General features: G+C 73.2%; 4 protein-coding genes. 3 read left to right on the top strand and 1 reads right to left on the bottom strand.

The window, feature by feature from the left end; all coding sequences use genetic code 11:
• Window positions 1-85: 85 nt before the first annotated feature.
• Entirely contained in the window at window positions 86-856 is a 771-nt protein-coding gene (locus GA0115240_RS12365; RefSeq protein ID WP_093736730.1) for an SDR family NAD(P)-dependent oxidoreductase, read from the top strand.
• A gap of 166 nt (window positions 857-1022) precedes the next feature.
• On the top strand, window positions 1023-1328 hold the full coding sequence (locus tag GA0115240_RS12360) for an SAV_915 family protein (RefSeq protein ID WP_346267939.1): 306 nt from the start codon (window positions 1023-1025) through the stop codon (window positions 1326-1328).
• Window positions 1329-1382: 54 nt separating this feature from the next.
• Here GA0115240_RS12360 and GA0115240_RS12355 read toward each other — a convergent pair whose 3' ends face one another.
• The gene (locus tag GA0115240_RS12355; protein WP_093736729.1) at window positions 1383-2228 is read right to left on the bottom strand and encodes a GntR family transcriptional regulator; all 846 of its coding nucleotides are present in this window, start codon (window positions 2226-2228) and stop codon (window positions 1383-1385) included.
• Between the two features lie 381 nt (window positions 2229-2609).
• Between GA0115240_RS12355 and GA0115240_RS12350 the strand changes: the two genes are divergently transcribed.
• Window positions 2610-3775, top strand: a 1166-nt coding sequence (locus GA0115240_RS12350; RefSeq protein WP_093736728.1) for an extracellular solute-binding protein, incomplete at its 3' end; no start/stop codon positions are given.

Below are 3775 nucleotides of genomic sequence, written 5' to 3'. Positions count from 1 at the left end.
GGCGGGCCGCGCCGCGGTCCCGGGTGGACGTGCACCGGATCGACCTGGCGGACCTGTCGTCGGTACGGGACTTCGCCGACCGCTCCTGGACGAGTACCCGGCACTGGACCTGCTGGTCAACAACGCCGGGGTGATGGCGACACCGCGGCGGACCACGGCGGACGGCTTCGAGCTGCAGTTCGGCACCAATCACCTCGGGCACTTCGCGCTGACCGGCCGCCTGCTGCCGGCCCTGGCCGCGGCGAGCGCGGGGCGGGTGGTCACCGTCAGCAGCCGGCTGCACACGCTGGGGCGGCTGGACTTCCGCGACCTGCAGTCCAAGCGGCACTACGGCCGGGTGCGGGCGTACGCCAACTCCAAGCTGGCGAACCTGCTGTTCACCGCCGAACTCGACCGCAGGGCGCGCGCGGCGGGCCTGACCCTGCGGGCGTACGCGGTGCACCCGGGGTACACCGCCACCTCGCTGCTCACCACCGGCCAGCCGGCCCTGCTGCGGACCCTGTTGGCGGTGCCCAACGCGCTGGTGGCGGTCCGGCCGCTCACCGGCGCCCTGCCCGCCCTCTGCGCCGCCACCTTGCCCGGCCTGCCCGGCGGCACCTTCCTCGCGCCGCGCGGCCGGGGCTCCCTGCGCGGCGCCCCCGCGCTCGTCACGCCCTCGGCGCGGGCCCGCCACCGCCCGACGGCCACCCGCCTGTGGGAGATCTCCCCAGACCCTGACCGCCGTCCGCTACGACTTCCCCTCCGCCGCGCCGATGGCCGGCCGCCCGACCCCGTAGCCGCCGCCGACGCCGTCCACGGGCTGGGCAGACCGGACGCGGCACCCCGTGCCGGGGTTACGGTTGGTGCATGCACGTGACGCCCGTATCAGCCCGCCCCCCGGCGAGCCGACCGACGGCGAACGTCCCGCCGCCCCCACCACTGACGACGCATCCGACCCTCCGCCGGACGGGGGCGCTCCCGCCGCCCGCCCGCTGACACGGTCACTGTTCGTACCGGTTCGACACGGACCCGCCGGAGCGGTGGTGCTGCTGTGGCGCACCCCCTTCGGCAACCGCACCGCGGTCGCCTTCACCAGCGACCAGCGCCTGCGGACGGTGCTCGGGCCCACCCAGCCGTGGATCCGGCTCTCCGAGTCGGCGCTGCGGCGGATGGCCGAGCCGCTGGGCGCCCTCCACCTCACCGTCGATCCGCTGCTGACCGCGCGGCCGCCGGCCGCGACGGCCGACGCCCCCGCCGCGGACTCCCGGCCCCCGCGCACCGACGCGCCGGCCCATCCCCCTCACCCCGTCCGCCCCGCCGCGAAGCAGCAGGCCGGCTCGGCGCCCTGACCGTCGGCCCCCGGCCGTGGCGCGCCTCTCCCCGGCATCCCGCCGGGGGCGCCCTCATTCCGCCGGCTGGACATCTCCCACCATCAGCGCCCCGACGTCGCCCCGGCCGGCCAGGTCGCCCGGGGGGATGCCGGGGTGGTGGCGGGCGCCGGTGAAGGGGGCGGCCGGGGCCGGGGCGTCGCCCAGCGACAGGCGGGAGACGATGCGGTAGCGGTCGCCGCGGTAGACGGAGTGCACGTACTCGACGGGACGGCCGGTGTCGTCCCTGGTGAGGCGCTCGAAGAGCAGCGCGGGCGACAGGACGGGGACGCCGATGAGGCGGGCCTCCTCCTCGTTGGTGACGGTGGGCTCGATGGACTGGACCGCCTCGTGGACCCGGACCCGGTGCCGGTCGCGCAGCACGTCGTAGAAGTCGCCGGACTCCATGTCGGCCGGGCTCAGTCCGGGGACCAGGGCGGCCGGCACATGCAGGTACTCGATGGCCATCGGTTCGCCGTCGACCAGCCGGAGCCGGGCGATGTAGGTGATCTCGGCGGCGGGCGAGATGTGCAGCTTGCGGCCGACCCGGGCGCCGGCTTGGACGACGGTGAACTCCAGTACGCGGCTTGCCCAGTTGCCGGAGGCCCGCGGCAGCCGGTGCGCACTCGCGTCGGGCACCAGTTCCTGGGTGATCTTGGCGCGGGCGACGAACATGCCCCGGCCGTGCTCCCGGATCAGCAGCCCGGTGGTGACCAGTTCGTCGACGGCCGAGCGCAAGGTCGGGCGGGAGACGCCGAGTTGCTCGCACAAGGTGCGCTCGGAGGGGATCGGGTCGCCGGGCGCCCGTGATTCCACCAGTTCCAGCAGGTGATCGCGGACCCGTTCGCGTTTCAGCGCCGAGCGCGACGGTTCCCTGTCCATGACGGGTGTCCCTTTCCGCAGCGGTGTTGTCCAGTTGAGGCTATCAAAGGTTGACCAGTGCGCCAGTACGCCACTGATCACCTCACCAGCAGAGGGCCGGGATCCAGCCGTGCCGAGTCGGCCCGAAGCACGGATTGCACGGAAGATCCCTACGGGCTAGGGCGTATACGACCGGCGGGAGCCAGTCGGCGCGAACTCTTGACGCCCTCACTGGTCTATGCCACCTTCTCTCACCAGTACCAGACCAGTTGCGAAGTGGTAAGTTCCGCCGCTCCCGCTCGTCCCGCTGCTCCCGCCGGCCCAGCCGCTCTCCCCGGCTCCTCCCCTGCTCTCCGCTGCCCCCTCCTGCTCCCTTTCCGCTCCTCTCCGAGGTGACCTCCCGTGAGATCCAGATACCTTCCCGCCGCCGCCCTCGCCCTCGCCGCCTGCCTGGCCGGCCTGACTGCCTGCGGCTCGTCCTCCTCCGGCTCGTCCGGCTCGGCCGGCGACGCCGCGAAGCCGGCCCGGCTCACCGTGTGGATCATGCGCGACAGCGTGTCCGACAGCTTCCTGCGCCGCTTCAAGGCCGCCTTCGAGGCCGCCCACCGGGGCACCACCCTGGACATCCAGATCCAGGAGTGGGACGGCATCGGCCAGAAGATCACCAGCGCGCTGGCCAGCAAGGACGCCCCGGATGTGATGGAGGTCGGCAACACCCAGGTCGCCCAGTACGCGGCCAGCGGCGGGGTCGAGGATCTCAGCGGCAAGGTGACCGACCTCCAGGGCGCCGACTGGATACCGGGCCTGGCCGACCCCGGGAAGATCGACGGCAAGCAGTACGGCATTCCCTGGTACGCGGCCAACCGCGTGGTGATCTACAACAAGGACCTGTTCGCGGCGGCCGGCATCACCACCCCGCCCAGGACCCGCGACGAGTGGATCGCGGACACCGCCAAGCTCGACACCGGCGGCAACGACGGCATCTACCTGGCCGGCCAGACCTGGTACGCGCTGGCCGGCTTCATCTGGGACGAGGGCGGCGATCTGGCGGTCAAGGGCGCCGACGGGAAGTGGAAAGGCACGCTGGACACCCCGCAGGCCGCGGCGGGCATGGAGTTCTACAAGAAGCTGCAGGCACTCGGCAAGGGGCCCAAGGACTCCGACGAGGCCAAGCCGCCGCAGGCCGACGTGTTCGCCAAGGGCAGGAGCGCGCAGATCATCTCGGTGCCCGGCGGCGCCGACGCGATCATCACGGCCAACCCGGCGATGAAGGACAAGCTCGGCTTCTTCCCGATTCCCGGCAAGACCGCCGACCGCCCCGGCGCGGTGTTCACCGGCGGCTCCGACCTGCTGATCCCCCAGGCCTCGCAGCACCAGGCACTCGCCTACCAGGTGGTCAAGGCGCTGGCCGGCACCACGTGGCAGACGGCCATGGCCAAGGAGATGAGCTACGTCCCCAACCGCACCTCGCTGGCCGGGGTGCTGGCGGCCAACCCGGGCGCCTCGGTGATGGCGGCCGGCGCGGCCAACGGCCATGCCACGCCCAACTCGCCCAACTGGGCGGCGGT

It is taken from the genome of Streptomyces sp. DvalAA-14, from assembly GCF_900091855.1.
In the GTDB taxonomy this organism is placed as follows: domain Bacteria; phylum Actinomycetota; class Actinomycetes; order Streptomycetales; family Streptomycetaceae; genus Actinacidiphila.
This window is presented reverse-complemented; position numbering and strand designations above follow the sequence as displayed.